Annotated in this window: 13 protein-coding genes; 10 read left to right on the plus strand and 3 right to left on the minus strand. The window is 45.5% G+C overall.

Going from position 1 to position 17,190, the window contains the following annotated elements; genetic code table 11:
* The first annotated feature begins 11 nt into the window (after nt 1-11).
* Complete coding sequence (locus BMW79_RS07835; protein ID WP_089892820.1) at nt 12-1,298, plus strand: anthranilate synthase component I family protein; 1,287 nt, start codon at nt 12-14, stop codon at nt 1,296-1,298.
* Here BMW79_RS07835 and BMW79_RS07840 read toward each other — a convergent pair.
* Nucleotides 1,288-2,202 (minus strand): TIGR01777 family oxidoreductase, encoded by a 915-nt coding sequence (locus BMW79_RS07840; protein ID WP_089892823.1) that lies wholly within the window; start codon nt 2,200-2,202, stop codon nt 1,288-1,290. The two genes, BMW79_RS07835 and BMW79_RS07840, sit on opposite strands and share 11 nt — an antisense overlap.
* 198 nt (nt 2,203-2,400) lie before the next feature.
* Between BMW79_RS07840 and BMW79_RS07845 the strand changes: the two genes are divergently transcribed.
* The 7 genes from BMW79_RS07845 (at nt 2,401) to BMW79_RS07875 (ending at nt 13,815) form a co-directional block, all read left to right on the plus strand.
* Nucleotides 2,401-3,921, plus strand: a complete 1,521-nt coding sequence (locus BMW79_RS07845; RefSeq protein WP_089892826.1) for a hypothetical protein — start codon at nt 2,401-2,403, stop codon at nt 3,919-3,921.
* Between the two features lie 15 nt (nt 3,922-3,936).
* Nucleotides 3,937-4,914, plus strand: coding sequence for a hypothetical protein (locus tag BMW79_RS07850; protein WP_143059107.1), 978 nt, complete (start codon nt 3,937-3,939; stop codon nt 4,912-4,914).
* A 190-nt stretch (nt 4,915-5,104) separates the two neighbouring features.
* A complete protein-coding gene (gene purQ, locus BMW79_RS07855; RefSeq protein WP_089892832.1) occupies nt 5,105-5,797 on the plus strand; it encodes a phosphoribosylformylglycinamidine synthase subunit PurQ in 693 nt (230 codons plus the stop codon).
* Nucleotides 5,798-5,832: 35 nt separating this feature from the next.
* Entirely contained in the window at nt 5,833-6,288 is a 456-nt protein-coding gene (locus BMW79_RS07860; protein WP_089892835.1) for a protein-disulfide reductase DsbD domain-containing protein, read from the plus strand.
* Between the two features lie 102 nt (nt 6,289-6,390).
* On the plus strand, nt 6,391-8,442 hold the full coding sequence (locus BMW79_RS07865) for a protein-disulfide reductase DsbD family protein (RefSeq protein WP_089892838.1): 2,052 nt from the start codon (nt 6,391-6,393) through the stop codon (nt 8,440-8,442).
* 560 nt (nt 8,443-9,002) lie between these two features.
* Nucleotides 9,003-12,071, plus strand: coding sequence for a SusC/RagA family TonB-linked outer membrane protein (locus tag BMW79_RS07870; RefSeq protein ID WP_089892842.1), 3,069 nt, complete (start codon nt 9,003-9,005; stop codon nt 12,069-12,071).
* Between the two features lie 10 nt (nt 12,072-12,081).
* The gene (locus tag BMW79_RS07875) at nt 12,082-13,815 is read left to right on the plus strand and encodes a RagB/SusD family nutrient uptake outer membrane protein (protein ID WP_089892846.1); all 1,734 of its coding nucleotides are present in this window, start codon (nt 12,082-12,084) and stop codon (nt 13,813-13,815) included.
* Nucleotides 13,816-13,890: 75 nt separating this feature from the next.
* Here BMW79_RS07875 and hisS read toward each other — a convergent pair whose 3' ends face one another.
* Nucleotides 13,891-15,240 (minus strand): histidine--tRNA ligase, encoded by a 1,350-nt coding sequence (hisS, locus tag BMW79_RS07880; RefSeq protein WP_089892849.1) that lies wholly within the window; start codon nt 15,238-15,240, stop codon nt 13,891-13,893.
* A 21-nt stretch (nt 15,241-15,261) separates the two neighbouring features.
* Nucleotides 15,262-15,699: a low molecular weight protein-tyrosine-phosphatase gene (locus BMW79_RS07885; RefSeq protein WP_089892853.1), complete on the minus strand. Its 438-nt coding sequence runs from the start codon at nt 15,697-15,699 to the stop codon at nt 15,262-15,264.
* Between the two features lie 312 nt (nt 15,700-16,011).
* On the opposite strand from BMW79_RS07885, the gene BMW79_RS07890 reads away from it, so the two are divergent.
* Both BMW79_RS07890 and BMW79_RS07895 read left to right on the plus strand, forming a co-directional pair.
* Entirely contained in the window at nt 16,012-16,254 is a 243-nt protein-coding gene (locus tag BMW79_RS07890; protein WP_089892856.1) for a DUF1206 domain-containing protein, read from the plus strand.
* Nucleotides 16,255-16,286: 32 nt separating this feature from the next.
* On the plus strand, nt 16,287-17,180 hold the full coding sequence (locus tag BMW79_RS07895; protein WP_177192076.1) for a substrate-binding domain-containing protein: 894 nt from the start codon (nt 16,287-16,289) through the stop codon (nt 17,178-17,180).
* The last annotated feature ends 10 nt before the right edge of the window (nt 17,181-17,190 follow it).

The raw sequence follows: 17,190 nt of genomic DNA on the forward strand, positions 1-17,190 counted from the left end.
TTAAGCAACAAATGTTGGATTGGGGAAACCAGTTCAACATTTGTTGTTTTTTAGACAATAATAATTACGATTCTCCCTGGCACCAGTTTGAGGCTGTTCTCGCAGCAGACGCCTCGCATACCCTCGAAGTAAACGCCGGTAATGCCTTTTCCGCTTTACAGGAGTTCCATCACACACATGCCGATTGGCTCTTTGGTCACCTGGCTTATGATCTCAAAAACGAGACCGTACCGGGCCTGGAGTCCCAACATGCCGATGGCATCGGCTTTCCCGATCTGTGCTTCTTTGTACCACGTGTGCTGATGCAGCTGGAAAAGGAACAGGTACATATTGGTGGCGTGTCTTTCACCTTAGCCGAGGCTACTGCGATATACGAGGCTGTTTTACGTATGCCCGTATACGTGACTTCCGGCGGTGAGCAGCCCGCTGTTATCCCAACCGGGTACCGCTATGTAGTGAACTCTCCACTGCCACCCCTGCAAAGCCGTTTGGACCATCACCGCTATATAGCCGCAGTAAAAGCATTGCAGCAGCATATTTTGCAGGGCGATTGCTATGAAGTCAATTTCTGCCGGGATAACTTCCTGGAAAATGTGACGATTGATCCGCCAGCGTTGTTTGCACAGCTCAATGCGTTGTCGCCTTCTCCCTTTGCCGCCTATTACCGGTTGGGGCACCGTTACCTGGCCAGTTCCAGCCCGGAGCGCTTTATGCAGAAACAGGGCAATACCGTGATTTCCCAACCCATCAAAGGCACCAGCCGCAAAGATGCTGATCCGGCGAAAGACCGCCGGCTGCAGCAGGAACTGCTGGGTAGTGCCAAAGAAAGGGCGGAAAACGTGATGGTAGTAGACCTGGTGCGGAACGACCTCTCTCACACTGCCTTACAGGGTACAGTAGAAGTAACGGAACTGTTTGGGATCTATTCCTTTGCGCATGTGCATCACATGATTTCCACCATCTCCGCACAGTTATCTCCGCAAACACCTTTTACAGCAGTATTACGCACGGCTTTCCCGATGGGATCCATGACGGGGGCGCCGAAGATAAGGGTGATGCAGCTGATTGAACAGTATGAGCAAACCCGCCGGGGACTTTACTCCGGAGCCATAGGTTATATTACGCCGGCAGGTGATTTCGATTTTAATGTGGTGATCCGCAGCGTGTTGTACAATGCCAACAACAAATACCTTTCCTTCCAGACCGGTTCAGCGATCACTTTTTACAGTGATCCCGAAAAGGAATGGGAAGAATGTTTACTGAAAGCAGCTGCCATGGAAAAAACCATTACTGGCTGAACAACTGCTCCATTGCCTCGTTGATGGTAGGATAAGAAAACTGGAAACCGGTTTGCTGTATTTTAGCAGAGGAGGCCTTCACACTTTTTAATACTTCCACACTCATTTCTCCCAGTGCCAGTTTAAGGGCAAAAGAAGGCACATAGGTGGTCATAAAACTGCGTCCTTTTACAATACGCGCCATGCTGAGGATTAACTCCTTATTGGTAACCGGGTTGGGGCTTACGGCATTGTAGGTGCCTTCCAGTTTGTCGTTGACAATAGCGTTGAAGTATAAACGAACAATATCATGAATATGTATCCAGGGAACGAACTGCTCGCCGGAACCCAGTACGGTGGCGAATCCGAACCGCAATGGTTTGTAGAATTCCTTTAACGCGCCGCCTTCACGGCCCAGTACAATACCAGTACGGAAGATCACCAGCTTTTTGCCGAGTGTAGTTACTTTGGAGATGCTTTGTTCCCAGGCCAGGGTAGTAGTGGCGAGGTAGTCGGTAGCCGGCGGATCGGTTTCAGTAAAGACATGGTCGGTATAGTCGCCATAGTAGCCTGTTGCCGATGCACTGATCACTTTTTTCACCTTGTTGGGAAAGTCCCGGAGTGCGGTGAACAACAGTTCACTGCTTTTTGTACGGCTGTCGATGATTTCCTGTTTACGCGCTTCTGTCCAGCGTTTTTCGCCTACATTGGCGCCTGCCAGGTGTATAATATAATCTGCCTGTTGAATGGCTTCTTTATCTATGGTTTGGGCGTCCACATTCCAGTGGGCATAAGTTACTGCGTTGTTAGCGCCTTTATCGGGGCGTCTGCTGAGAATAATGACCTTATAGCCGCGCTCCAGCAGCAGCCGGGATAATGCCGTCCCTATGAGTCCTGTTCCACCGGTTATAATAACGGTTTCCATTCAGTAATAGCTGCTTTTTTAAAATAATTTAATAAAAATACACAATAAATCGGGCCTTTTGGAATTTATGTAAAAGCAGAACTTACCGGCGTTAAATTGACAACTTAATTTCTGAATTTTAATGTAAGTTTGAAAATGGCACCTATAATTGTGCCATCTGCATTATCATCATACAATATCTGAAATCTATATTACCGCATGCATACGCTATACCGCTTACCCTTATTATTGTTGCTGCTTTTCGCCAGCACAGCAGCAATGGCGCAGAAAATAACCTATTCCGAACCGGAGAAGGATGATTATAAAAGCACCGAGTTTGAAATTATTGGCAAAGTAGCAGGCAATATACTGGTATACAAGACAGATCGCGGTGATTATGTGGTATCGGTATATGACAATACCATGCAGCTGAAAGAAAGGGTAAAACTGGACTTTCTGCCACGTAAGGTGATCAGCATGGACTTTGTGGCTTATCCCGATAAAGTGCTGATGATCTACCAGTTTCAGCGTAAAGATGCGGTATTCAGCTTTTGCGCCACCATGTCGCCGGATGCGAAGTTTTCTGAGGCGCCTATCCTGATCGATTCTACCCGTATCGGTATTTATTCAAAGGAGAATAAGGTATATTCTGTAGAGGTATCGGAAGATAAGAACCGCATCATGGTGTATAAGATCAACCAGGACAACGAGAACAACAATGTGTTTTATACCTTCCTGTACGACAGCGCAATGGCCCTGGTAAACAACAGCCGTTTGTCTATGCCGATGCAGAAGAAGCAGTTCCTCAGCAATTTTAACCTCACCAATACAGGCGACTTTATCTTCAATAAACTGGAACGCACGTCTAACCGGGATTACGTGATCAGCGGCAGCCTGGTGGTAAAACGTTCGCTGGTAGACAGTTTTGAAACGTCGCAGATGGCGTTTAAAGCCCAGTTGCTGGATGAAGTAAAGATGAAGCTTGATAATAATAAGCAGACCGCGCTGGTAACCGCGTTTTACTATAAGCAGAAAAGAGGCAATGTAGAAGGCTTATATCTCTACAAGTACGATTATGGTAATTACAAGACGTTATATGAGAAGTCGCAGGTATTTCCGGACGATCTGAAAGCCAATGCACGTGGGGAATCAAGCACCAATGCGGCTTTCAATGATTACTTTATCCGCAAAATCATTAACACCGCCAACGGCGGGTTCCTGCTCACGGCAGAATCGTTTTCCACTTCTTCCCGCTACCAGCCCTGGAACCGCTGGAATTACATGTATGGCAGCCCGTATAGCGGTATGTACGCGCCTTACTACTATTCCCCTTACTCTTCCATGTATTACAACCCGTATTACTGGAACAATTCGCAGGGACTCCGTTATCACTACGATAACGTAGCGGTATTGTCTTTCGATGACGAAGGCAACATGCAATGGAACAACTTCGTACACAAGAGCCAGTTTGATGATAACGCCGATCTGTACCTGTCTTACCTGATGGTAAACGTAGGTAGCGAATTACGTTTTCTGTATAATGAACTGGACAGAAGAAACTATATGTTAACAGATGTAAGTCTGGCCCCGGGAGGTAAAGTAAACCGCATGCCTACGCTGCGCAACCTGGATAAGGGTTTCACCTGGATGCCTAGGTACGGCAAACAGATCAGTGGCCGTACGGTGGTGATACCATGTATCTACAGGAATTATATTTGCTTTGCTAAAATTGACTTTTAATCACACCTTTGTATTGTGATAAGATTTTTCCGATCAGGCAATCCTTTAACGGTATTGCTGCTACTGATATACACGCTGCTCGTTAAGTTTTACTATCTGCTCCATCCGTCTACCTTTATGGCAGATGGTTCAGAAGGGCTATTGTACCACCTGCTGGTCACCTGGATGCAGCGTTTTACCGGAAACAGCCCGCTGATATACTCGTCGCTGGCCGTTTTGCTGTTATTCCTGCAATCTTTGCTGTTTACACGCATTATTAATCATCACCGGTTGTTTCCCCGGCCTACTTATTTGCCGGCCATGTGTTACCTGCTGTTTACATCGATGCTGCAGAGCTGGAACGTGTTTTCGCCGGCATTGATTGTAAACCTGATTATGTTATGGGTATTCACCAGTATAACGGAGTTGTATACACGCACATCCGCCCGGGATGTGGTATTTAATATAGGTTTTGCTTTGGGGGTCAGTGGATTGTTCTACTTCCCTTCTGTGATCTTTTGTGTATTGCTGCTGGCGAGTATGCTCATTATGCGTGCTTTCCGCCTGGCGGAGTGGATCATTGCCCTGCTGGGACTGATCTGTCCCTTGTACCTGATGGGCACCTACCTGTTCCTGACGGGGCAGATGACCTTGCTGCGGAAGATTCCGAATATCGGCTTTTCGCTGCCAATGATCCATGATTATAAGGTGTGGGGAGCGATGGTAGCTACTTTACTGTTTTTTGTAATAGGATGGCTGTTGTTGCAGCGTCCGCTCAAGAAAATGCTCATACAGGGCCGCAAGATATGGGCGGCTTTAGTAATATATGTAGTGGTAGCCACGCTGGTACCTTTCTTCAATGTACACTTTACGGCCGCCTATTGGGTACTGGCCGTTTTGCCGGTATCTATGTTTGCCGGTAACGTATTCTGGTCGGTTACCAACGATACATTTGCCAATATTATCCACTTCATTACGCTGGCATATGTAATTGTTATGCAATATTTCAGCTGATTTCCTCATTTCAAGGGGCTGATTACCAGTAATTTGTTAAATCAGGACAAACGGCAATGGAAAATTGCGAACGGCGAAGTAATTTTGTCCTTTCCCAGTAGCTTTGTTACCAGTAAAAAATGGTGACAGAAGCGGGACTAAAAAAACGTTTTTAAAGCATTATTTACACATAAACACAAAACATTTTCAGATGAAATTTGGCGTTGTCACCTTTCCCGGTTCTAATTGTGATCATGATATGATTGATTCCCTGCGTAACGACCTGGGACAGGAAGTTATAGAACTGTGGCATAAGGATAAAGACCTGAGCGCATTCAGCACAGAAGACTGTATCGTATTACCGGGTGGTTTTTCTTTTGGTGATTACCTGCGCTGCGGTGCTATTGCGAAGTTTAGTCCAATGATGCAGAGTGTGATTGAATTTGCCAACAAAGGTGGCCGTGTAATTGGTGTTTGTAATGGTTTCCAGGTATTATGCGAAGCAGGACTGCTGCCAGGCGTATTATTACAGAACCAGCATCAGCAGTTCATCTGCAAAAACGTATACCTGAAAAGTGAAAATACCACTGCTTCCCTGACAAAAGATGTAGCCGGCAGACCGCTGATGATTCCTATTGCTCATGGAGAAGGCCGTTACTATGCAGACGATGCTACCCTGGATGAACTGTTTAAGAACAACCAGGTATTATTCCGCTACTGCGATGAATTTGGCAACATTATTGAAACTGCTAACCATAACGGCGCCATCCGTAACATAGCAGGCATCTGTAACAAAGCAAGAAATGTTTTTGGTATGATGCCTCACCCAGAAAGAGCTACCAGCCTCGCTTTGGGTAATACTGATGGTCAGCTGATTTTACAAAGTCTGATCAATAACAATTAATAGATTAAATCAACCAACCAATTAAAAAGAAAAGCATGAAAAAATTATTAACAGCACTGGCTTTATTCGCCTTGCCCATTCTGGCAAGTGCGCAGATAGAGAATCCGGTAAAATGGAGCTTTACCGCTAAGAAAGTGAATGCCACTACCTACGAAGTACACGCTACTGCTACTATTGATGCAGGCTGGCATGTATACGCACAGGAAGCTGGAGAAGGCCCGGTACCAACTGCCTTCAAATTCACCAAAAATCCACTCGCGGTAACTACCGGCAAAGTGGAAGAAGTAGGTAAACTGCATAAGTCATTCGACAAGAACTTCAACTCAGAACTGAAATACTACGAGAACACCGTAAATTTTGTGCAGAAAGTAACCGTAAAAGGTAAAGCTGCTACAAAAGTGAAAGGTAGCGTAGAATACATGGTGTGCGATGATCACCAGTGTTTGCCTCCTAAAGAAGTGGAATTTGCAGTAAGTGTTGGAGGAAAATAAATTGAATCCGGTAACTGATAACAATACTCGCAAAACGAGTTCCTCAAAAGGAACTCGTTTCTTGTTTTCTCAGATTTATATTATTTAAAGCCTATTGACTATATGAAGCATTTGCTTTCATTTTTAATACCCGTCTTTGCCCTGTTTGCATTGAAAGCAACCGCGCAGGACGCCGGCCCTAACCATGTGAAATGGGAGTTTTCAGCTGACAAAAAAAGTGAGCAGGAATATGTACTGCACCTGAAGGGTACGATAGCAAAAAACTGGTTGATCTTTTCCACTACCATGGGAAATGATGATCCTAATACAAGGGTAGCACTCGACAGTACCGTTAAAGCAACGATTACCGGTATCCAGGAAAATGGTAAACTGGAAAATCGTAAGGAGCCTTTATTCGATAACCTGGAGATTAAGTACTTTAAGAACGAAGTAGAATTACTGGCTGATGTAAAAGTAACCGGACCTGTTGAGAAACTGAAGGGTACCATTACTTACATGGTGCTGAAAGGTGAAGACGCGGTTCCTGAAGAAACTACTTTCAGTGTTACTATCGGAGACCCGGTGCCTGCCGAAACAGCGAAAACTGAAGCCGCAGCTCCTGCGCCAGGCGCTGATGTAAAGAATGATGTAGCAGATGATGACGCCTCTAACAAGTCGTTATGGTGGATCTTCATCGCCAGCTTTGGTGGTGGTTTCATTGCATTGATTACACCCTGCGTGTTCTCCATGATTCCTATTACCGTGAGCTTCTTTACCAAGCGTAGCCAGACCAGGGCACAAGGTATCAAGAATGCGTTTATGTATTCCTTGTCTATCATTGTGATCTATACCTTGCTGGGTTTCATCATTACTAAAGTATTTGGTGCGAGTGCATTGAATTCGCTGGCCAGCAATGGTATCGCCAATATGATCTTCTTTATCATCTTCCTGTTGTTCGGGTTCTCCTTCCTGGGAGCCTTTGAAATCAGCTTACCCAGCTCCTGGGCGAATGTATCTGATTCCAAAGCCGGCATGGGCAGCATGGTGGGGATCTTCTTTATGGCGCTTACACTGGCTATTGTGTCTTTCTCCTGCACTGGTCCTATTTTGGGTAACCTGCTGGTACTGGCGGCCAAAGGAGGTAACTCCGGACCGCTGGTAGGTATGTTTGGTTTCTCGCTGGCACTGGCTATACCATTCTCCTTATTTGCCTTGTTCCCAAGTTTGCTGAATAAGATCGGTAAATCCGGTGGCTGGCTCAACGCAGTGAAGGTAACCCTCGGTTTCCTGGAACTGGCGCTGGCGCTGAAATTCCTCTCCAATGTGGATATGGCTTATCACTGGAACCTGCTGGACAGAGAGATCTTCCTGGCACTCTGGATCGCCATCTTTGCTTTACTCACGCTGTACCTGATAGGTAAGCTGAAGTTGAGCCACGACAGTGATGTACCTTTCTTAACCGTAACAAGGCTCTGTTTTGCCATTGCTACATTCACTTTTGTGGTGTACATGGTGCCTGGTATGTGGGGCGCGCCGTTGAAAGGAATCAGCGGATTCCTGCCACACGAAGGTTCCCAGGACTTTAACCTGAATAAATCACTGATCAATATCCAGGCTTCACTGGAAAGTGGCGGCGGCGGTGGTAATGCTGGTAATGGTGCCGGCAATGCCAATACCATAAAGCCCAAGAAGCTGGTGGATATCCTGCATTCGGAAATCCCGGGTGTGGAGAACGTTTTCTTTGATTATGAAGAAGCACTGGCTGCAGCTAAAGAAGCAAAGAAACCACTCATGCTCGATTTCACAGGACATACCTGCGTTAACTGCCGTAAGTTTGAAAAATCAGTGTTATCTGCTCCGGAAGTAATGAAGATCCTGCGTAATGATTTTATCGTGGCGTCTCTTTATACCGATGAGAAAACACTGCTGGCAGACACCGCACAATATGTGTCTAAAACTACCGGTGAAAAAGTAAAGAATATCGGTAACCTGAACCAGGATATTGAGATCACTCATTTTAACCGTAATTCCCAGCCTTATTATATTCCGGTTGACCTGGAAGGCAAAGCACTGGTGAATAAAGGTTATGGCTATGATCCGAAGGAGAACGTAGATGCGTTCGTGAAATACCTGGAAGAAGCAAAAGCGGAGTTTGCTAAACGTCACGCGAAGTAAATAAACAGATATCATACGAAAGGGCTGATCAACATACAGTTGATCAGCCCTTTTTCGTTACTATATCTTGCTAATGAAGACTTTAGACAAGAGCAACTCCCTGGGGACCACTGTTATGGCCATACGACTATGCATACCTTATTTTCCCTTCGCTTCTTTATTACCCAAAAAAGTAAAAATGACAATTATTGCCGTTTGCGATAGAAAATTTGAAAATAATTGTAAATGGTACATTTATTTTTAGAAAATAATTAACTGTTTTGTAGATAACTTACATTCATTGAATACCCGTTAGACGTTATGTAAAAATTCCTGAAAACTGAAAAACTAAATCACAACTATTGCTGATAGCTTAATCGTATCTGTGGCCTTGTGTGTTAACAAAATAAGAACAAGAAAAAAGCTAATCAAATCTAACATCGAATCAATAAACACAAAGTATCAATGACCAGCTCACGCGTACTGGCATTGGTTGTAACCTGTTGCTTTAAATTCTAAACTAAGAACATGAAAATCTAGTCTAGCCGAAACTATATTAATAAACCAAAATCACTTGTAGCATGAACCCACGTTATGCAAAGGCATTGCTATTGCTATGTCTGTTTGCAACCAACACGAACTTTGCTTCTGCCAGCGCCCCCATGCCCGGCATTTGGCAACAAAATAATATTACTGTTAAGGGTAAAGTAAAAGATGCCAACGGCAATCCGTTACCCGGCGTAACTGTACGCGTTAAAGATACTCCGAAAGGCGCTGCCACAGATGCCAGCGGCAATTATGTTCTCACAGATGTAAAGAAAGATGCCGTACTGATATTCCAGTACATCGGCTTCGATAGCCAGGAAGTGAAGCTGGAGGGAAAAACCAGTCTTAATCTAACAATGGGCGAAAGCCAGAAAGTGCTGGATGAATATGTGGTAGTAGGTTATGGTACACAGAAGAAAGTCACAAAAACCGGCGCGGTTTCTTCCGTAAAAGGCGCCGAACTACAGCAATCTCCCAACGTAAACGTTTCAAATGCCCTGGTAGGGCGTGTCCCCGGGGTGATTGCCATCAACAACAGCGGTGAACCCGGAAATGATAACTCCCGAATTTTTGTTCGTGGCCGGAGTACATTGGGCAACAATAATCCACTGGTTGTTATCGATGGTTTCCCCCGCGTTGGCTTTGAACGTATCAATGGTAACGACATCGAAAGCGTTTCCGTATTGAAAGATGCCGCTGCGGCCATCTACGGTTCCCGCGCGGCCAACGGTGTTATTCTCATCAACACAAAAAGAGGTAAAATAGGTAAGCCCACTGTGACGTACGGCTTTAACCAGTCGTTTGTAACACCTACCCGTTTACCCAAAATGGCAGACGCGCAAACCTATGCCCAGGTAGTGAATGAGATCAATGCATACGGTGGACAACCGGCTAAATACACGCCGGAAGAAATCAAGAAATTCGGAGATGGCTCCGATCCATGGCTCTACCCCAATACCGACTGGTACGATGCCGCCATAAAGAAAATCTCCCTGCAAAACAGGCACGACTTATCACTCAGCGGTGGTAATGAAAAAATGCTCTATTATGTATCTATTGGTACCCTCTTCCAGGACGGGATCTATAAAAGCAGCGCCAATAAATACAAGCAACAAAGCGTGCGGGCTAACCTCGATGCAAATGTGAACGACAATATCAAACTGAAGTTTAACCTCGCAGGACGCCTTGAAAACCGTAACTATCCGCCACGTAGCGCAGGATCTATCTTCAGATCCCTGATGCGCGGCCGTCCTACAGAAAATGCGATCTGGCCCAATGGATTACCCGGTCCGGATATCGAATACGGAGATAACCCGGTGGTAACGGGTACTAACGCTATTGGATATACGAATGATAAAAACTATGTGATCAATACTGATGTAGCGGCTATTGTAAACATACCATGGGTAACTGGTTTGTCGGTAGATGGAAGCTTTGCCTATGACCAGAATTTTGATGTCTATAAATCATTTATCAAGCCCTGGACATTATACACACTGGCAGATGTGAATGATCCCAGCCATAAACTGAATCCGGGTTCCAGGGGCGTTAGCGCACCTGAGTTTACACAGAACTTTAACTCAGTACAACAGCTCACGTATAACGTGAAACTGAATTATGTACGTTCTTTTGGTAAACACAACCTCAGCACCTTTGTAGCCTTTGAACAGGCATCGATGAGAGCAGATACATTCGGCGCCTTCCGCAAGTATTATATCAGTGATAAACTGGACCTGCTTAATCTCGGTGGTGATAAAGAAAAAAATAACAACGGTACCGCCGCAGAATTTTATCGTCGTAATTACTTCGGGCGTATATCGTATAATTTTAAAGAAACGTACCTGTTCGACTTCAACCTGCGTTACGACGGCTCGCAGAATTTTCCTGCCGGACGTAGAATGGGCGCCTTCCCCGGAGCTTCTGCCGGTTGGGTATTGTCTAATGAGAACTTCTGGAAACAAAGCATCCGCGCTGTTAATTATTTCAAGATTCGTGCAGCATGGGGACAAATGGGTAATGACCAGATCGATCCCTTCCAGTACCTGAGTACCTATGGTTTCAGTGCACAGGGAGTGATGCTGGGCGGCGATCTGAACAAGGCGATTTATCAGTTACGTTCCCCGAATCCGCAAATTACCTGGGAAGTAGCGAATAACTATGATGTGGGTATTGAGGCCGGATTGCTGGGAGATAAGTTAACCTTCGAAGGTGACTACTTCCTGACCCGCCGTTCCAACATCCTTGTAAGTCGCAGTCTTTCTGTACCTGCTTATACCGGTATGACGCTTCCACAGGAAAACATCGGCCGCGTAGAAAATAAAGGATTCGAACTGGTACTGCGTCATAAAAATGATATCCGCAAGTTCCATTACGAAGTAACCGGTACCGTTACCCATGCGCAGAACAGGATCCTGTATTGGGATGAAACGCCTAATGTACCGGCCTGGCAGCAATCTACCGGCAAACAGATTGATGCACCTTTATACTACCAGGCAATTGGTATTTATAAAGATGCAGAACAGGTGAAGAATACACCGCACCTCAATGAAGCAAGACCAGGAGATATTATTTTCGCGGATGTTAACGGTGACGGAAAGATAGATGACCTGGATAAAATCCGCGTGAACCGTACAGAAAATCCAACCTGGATCTATGGTTTAACCCTCAATGCCAAATACAGCAACTTTGATATCACTATGCTGTGGCAGGGCGCCGGTGGCGCCAGTCAGTACCTGCGTACAGAATCCGGATTGATCGGCAACTTCCCGATGGCGTATGTAGAAGATCGCTGGACAGAAAAGAATACCAGTGCTTCCTGGCCCCGTGCATTTGACCGCGATAGAGAATATTGGGTAGGCCGTCAGAATACCTTTTGGTTCTGGAACACCAGTTATGTGCGTCTGAAAACACTGGATCTTGGTTACAATGTGCCGGAAACATTATGCAGACGTTATGGATTACAAAACCTGCGCGTGTATGTGAGCGGACAAAATCTGCTGACATTCGACAAAGTGAAAATCTTTGATCCGGAAGCGCCACAGGGCAGCGGTCAGTTCTATCCACAAACCAAGATTTACAATGTGGGCGTAAAAGTTACCTTCTAATTTAACAGCCATGAGAAAAAAAATCGTATTTAAATATATAGCCGGCGCTTTCCTGTTATGTGCAGCGTCCGCCTGCAATAAGGATTTCCTGGAAAGAAAACCACTGACTTCCTACGAAGAATCAGATGTATGGAAGGACAAAGGATTGATACAGGCATTTGTGAATGACCTGTATGTACAAACGCGTTCGGGGTTTGAAGAAACAATGTTGTCTTCCATGTCGGATGAAAGCCAGTTTATCCATGATAAAAACACTTCCAGGGTAGTAAACGGTAATATGACCCCGGAAGATCTGGGGGCATTGAATGATTTCTCCCGCTGGGACAATCACTATAAGGAAATCCGTAACTGTAACCTGTTCCTGGAAAAGATCAAGGATGTAGACATCGCCCAGGATCTGCGCGACCGTTTAACAGGAGAAGTGCATTTTATGCGTGCCTGGTATTATCATATGCTGGTGAGATATTATGGCGGGGTGCCGTTAATCACCAAAACGTTTGCCGTTAAAGGCGATGAGCAGGAAATCCTCAGCATAAAGCGGGCTACTTTCGAAGAATGTGTCAATTTCATCGCTAAAGAATGTGATGATGCTGCGCAACTGCTGCCTGTTACTTACTCAGATGCCGCCAGCAATGGCCGTGTTACCAAAGGTGCGGCGCTGGCGCTGAAGTCCAGGATCTTACTGTTTGCCGCCAGTGATTTATTTGATGGCGTGAGCAATGAGCTGATAGGATATAAGACCGCCGGTCAGCAGGCACGTATGACGCTCGCTAAAAATGCTGCGAAGGCGGTGATGGATATGAAACAGTATGAACTGCATCATCCTACAGACTCCGCGGCAGAAAACTATTCCCGCGTATTCCTCGACAAAGGTAACAAGGAGCTTATTTTCATCAAGCAGTACGACAAAGCATTGCAGGGTACGCAGCACGATAAGTACAACGGGCCTAACGGTTATCATAACTGGGGTGGAAATGTACCATTGGAAAACTTTGTGACCGGTTACCAGATGAAAGATGGTTCTGAATTTTCCTGGAGTAATGCGGCAGAAGCAAAGGCGCCTTATCTGAACCGTGATCCGCGTTTCTACGCCACCATTCTGTATGATGGTGCCAAATGGAAAGCCCGTCCTTCTGATGCGGCACAGGTGGATCCTATTGGCCTTATTCAGACCGGTAAATACGAAGTGCCCGGTAAAGACAGCATCGACGGATTGGATACGCGCAAGAGCACTATTGAAAACTGGAATGGTACTTTCTCCGGTTACTATCTGCGGAAGTTCATGGACATCAATCTGGATGCGCAGTTCTTCAATGGCGATCAGAGCTGGGTATTTATGCGTTATGCAGAAGTATTGCTCAACTATGCAGAAGCCAGTATCTGGTCGGGCGATGAAAGTGGCGGCAGGGATGTGTTGAATATGGTACGTACCCGTGCGGGGATGCCTGAAATAACGGTTTCCGGTGCTGCTTTAAAAGCTGCATTGAAGTATGAAAGGAGATATGAACTGGCTTATGAAGAGCATCGTTTCTTTGATGCCCGCCGTTGGAAAGATGCGCCCGTAGTATTCGGAAGCAATGCAATCGGGATTGAAGTACGTGGTTCTACTGTAGCGGGGCATCCTTTTAAATATAGCCCGATCAGTATCCAGGAGCGTTCTTTCCCGGTGAAACAATATTTTGCGCCGCTACCGGCAGCAGAAATACGGAAGAATCCAAATCTGTTGCAGCAACCGGGGTATTAAACTATTCTGTTGGTGTGCATAAAAAAAGCGTGATGCCTCAGGGCGTCACGCTTTTTTTATGAAGTAGTTTTTTTATCAGAAAGTATAATTCACCAGGGCATCAGCGGGGATCTTTTCCTGCTTTCCTGTCGTGAGATTTTTAACGCTTACCAGTCCTTCCTGCAGTTCAGACTCTCCCAGGATGATGACGAATGGAATGGCCCGTTTGTCGGCATATTTCATTTGCTTATCCATTTTGGCTGATTCATGAAATAACTCGGCAGGGATTCCCTGTGCGCGTAATTGCATCATATAGCCAAAAGCAGCGCGGGCGCTGGCTTCACCGAGGTTCAGGAATAATACGCGGGTAGACTGCTGGGCAGTTTGCGGGAATAATTTCAGTTCTTCGAGTACGTCGTAGATGCGGTCTACACCGAAGGAGATACCTACGCCGGAAATACCAGGCAGGCCAAAGAGGCCGGTGAGGTCATCGTATCGTCCGCCGCCGCCGATGCTGCCCATTTTCACGGAGGCAGGGGCTTTTACTTCGACGATCAGTCCCGTGTAATAATTGAGCCCACGTGCCAGCGTAAGATCGAGAATAGGAGTGGTGTTGAATGAGGTATACCCGGAATGCAGTACAAAATCCAGTTCTTCAATTCCTTTTTTGCCAGTTTCGGAGGCTGCAAACAGTTGGCGCAGCTGTTCCAATACGGATTTGTTATCGCCCTGGATTCCGAGAAAGTTTTCAATGATGGTAATATCAGCTTCGGACAAGCCCCGGTCCCGCAGCTCTCCCTTAACACCGTCCATTCCAATCTTATCCAGTTTGTCGATGGAAATAGTGATATCTGTGAGCAGTTCGGGTTTTCCTACCAATTCTGCCAATGCGGCCAGTATCTTCCGGTTATTGATGCGGAGTTCATAACCCTGCATCCCTAATTTGGTAAATACGGTATCGTAGATGAGTAACAGTTCTACTTCATTTAATAAAGAATTGCTGCCTACCACGTCTGCATCGCACTGGTAAAACTCGCGATAACGTCCTTTTGCAGGTCTGTCGCCTCTCCAAACCGGTTGCATCTGGTATCTTTTGAAGGGTAATGCCAGTTCATGCTGGTTCATTACTACGTATCTGGCAAAAGGAATGGTGAGGTCATAACGTAACGCTTTCTCACTGATAAGAGAAGCAAGTTCCCGGCTGTCTTTTGCCTGCTGGGCGCGTTCAAAGATTTCTCCGTTATCCAGGATCTTAAAGATCAGTTTATCCCCTTCTTCCCCGTATTTCCCGGTCAGTGTGGATAAATTCTCCATGGCGGGTGTTTCCAGTGGTTGGAAACCGAATACTTCAAAGGTTTCGCGGATGGTCTGGAAGATATAATTACGTTTTCTGACTACCACGGGGCCAAAATCGCGGGTACCTTTAGGAATGCCGGGCTTTATCATCTCAAAAAATTATTAAAAGTTTTACAGTGGCTGGTCTGCGATGTTTTCACAGGCCTCAAAAATCATTTTATAGACGGGTGTAAACAGGGCGTCATCAAACCAGGGGTCTGGTACTTCCTGTTGTTCCGGGAGCAGGTAATGCACTTTGGCTTTATCTGCTGCGTTGCGGGCCTGTCTGATTACGTCGGCGTAATTGTTCCGGTCCATGACGTAGATGCGGTCGAACGCATCAAAATCGGCGACCTGAAATTGCCGGCCGCGTAACCCAGAGATATCGACACCGTTTTTCCTGGCTTCTTTTACAGAGCGGTGGTCCGGTGCGTGGCCTACATGCCAGTTGCCGGTACCGGCGGAGTCAATTTCCCAGTTGAGTCCCCTTGTTGCTGCCAGGTGCCTCATAATCCCTTCTGCGAGGGGAGAGCGGCAAATATTGCCCAGGCAAACCATCAATATCTTCATGCGGATGAATATTTCAATATCAGGCCGCAAACCTACAAGATATTATGGAAATGTGCACCCATTTGCATCTTTTAATGCAAATGGGAGGGAAAAAGTGGGTATTTTTTACTTATAAAGGAGTATTTGCCGCAAATTATAAGATGCAGTAAATGACGAAATTTTAAATCAAAAAATAACAACATGTTGAAAAAATGCCTCAAATTGCGGCTGGACAAGCAAAAGAGTGCGGTTTTAGGTCAGTTTTTTAACAATCCTCTAAAATTCTCTTTACCCGATTAAAAAATTATTTTTTGTATAATTGTAATTCGCAACATGGAAACACACGAAGAACAAACCAGCAGACGACAGGAAAACAGGTATCGGCCAATGGGTGAGCTGATCAGGGGAGTATTCTTTATTCTTTTCGGCTTATTCGCAATTTTTGCGGAAAAGCTCGGATTCGGGGAATTCAGGATTTCACCACAGATGATGAGTATTGTTGGTGCGGTTTTAATAGCCTACGGCCTCTTTAGGGTTTACAATGGAATCAGGAAACTTTTTTTTAACAGGAACTAAAGAGGTGTGATATGTTTTTCAGTTTGAAAAAAATGAATGCTGTATATTTATCAGCAATTACTTTGATGATGGCCGCTTGCGGCGACAATCCAAATGCGAAAAAACTGGATACAGCCACAGAGGGCACCATCCACATCAGTGTGGATGAAACGTATAAGCCACTGATGGATTCGGAAATAAAGGTTTTTCAATCACTGTACCCGAAAACGCATATCATTCCTACCTACAAACCGGAGGCTGATTGCTTTAAAGATCTTTTAAATGATAGTGCCCGTTTGGTGATCGTTACCCGCGATTTCAACCAGCAGGAGCGTGAATACTTCAAGCAGATTAAAATTACGCCTAACAGCCTTTTACTTGCCTGGGATGCACTTGCTCTGGTGGTAAACAAGAGCAACCCGGATTCTGTACTGAATATGGAACAGGTACGCGGTATCATGGACGGCACGAACAAAGACAGGAAATGGCAACTGGTGTTTGACAATGCCAACTCAAGCACGGTGCGATATATCATGGACTCCATCAACAAGGGAAAGCCTCTGCCAACAAACACAATGGCTGCTAAAACCAACCCGGAAGTGGTGGATTACGTAACAAAAAACAAAGACGCGATTGGTGTGATAGGTGTTAGCTGGATCTCTGATCCTAATGATTCATTGTCTATGGCATTTACAAATCAGGTATCTGTGGTAAGACTAAGGGCAGACAATGGTTCAGAATTTGTTAAACCATACCAGGCATATATTGGTATTGGCACCTATCCGTTAAAACGTGGCTTCTTTTATTGCCTGAAAGAGCCATATCATGGTCTTGGCAGCGGATTTGCCACATTCCTCGGAAGTTATGAAGGGCAGCTTGTAATGAAGCAGTTCCGTTTATTCCCGGCGAGATTGAATGTAGTATTCAGAGAAGCCAACCTTAAGTAGTAAAAAAACA

The organism is Chitinophaga arvensicola, from assembly GCF_900110835.1.
Taxonomy (GTDB): domain Bacteria; phylum Bacteroidota; class Bacteroidia; order Chitinophagales; family Chitinophagaceae; genus Chitinophaga; species Chitinophaga arvensicola.